This window comes from Mesorhizobium sp. M4B.F.Ca.ET.143.01.1.1 (assembly GCF_004792275.1).
Taxonomy (GTDB): domain Bacteria; phylum Pseudomonadota; class Alphaproteobacteria; order Rhizobiales; family Rhizobiaceae; genus Mesorhizobium; species Mesorhizobium abyssinicae.
Map to the genome: position 1 here is coordinate 1 of NZ_SRSR01000148.1, position 372 is coordinate 372.

The following is a 372-nucleotide window of genomic DNA, read 5'->3' on the forward strand; positions in this document are numbered from 1 at the left end:
TCCACAACGCCATCCACCTGATCGGCGGCGAGCCGCGACCCTTCTCGCTCGACTTCAAGGAAGACTGGCGGCTGGACCTCGAACGGCTGTTTTCGACCTGCGATGCGCGCACCCGCGCCATCTTCCTGTCGACGCCGTCGAACCCGACCGGCTGGACCGCATCGCGCGAGGAGATGCAGGCGCTGCTCGATTTCAGCCGGCGCACAGGCATCTGGATCATTTCAGACGAGGTCTATGGCCGGCTCTATTTCGACGGCGACGTAGCGCCCTCGATCCTGCAGATCGCCGAGGACGGCGACCGGGTGCTGTCGGTCAACAGTTTTTCGAAAGCCTGGGCGATGACCGGCTGGCGCATCGGCTGGCTGACGCATC

General features: G+C 64.5%; 1 protein-coding gene. It reads left to right on the plus strand.

The window, feature by feature from the left end:
• On the plus strand, positions 1 to 372 hold a 372-nt coding region (locus tag EN786_RS36375), incomplete at both ends, for an aminotransferase class I/II-fold pyridoxal phosphate-dependent enzyme (RefSeq protein WP_135910085.1).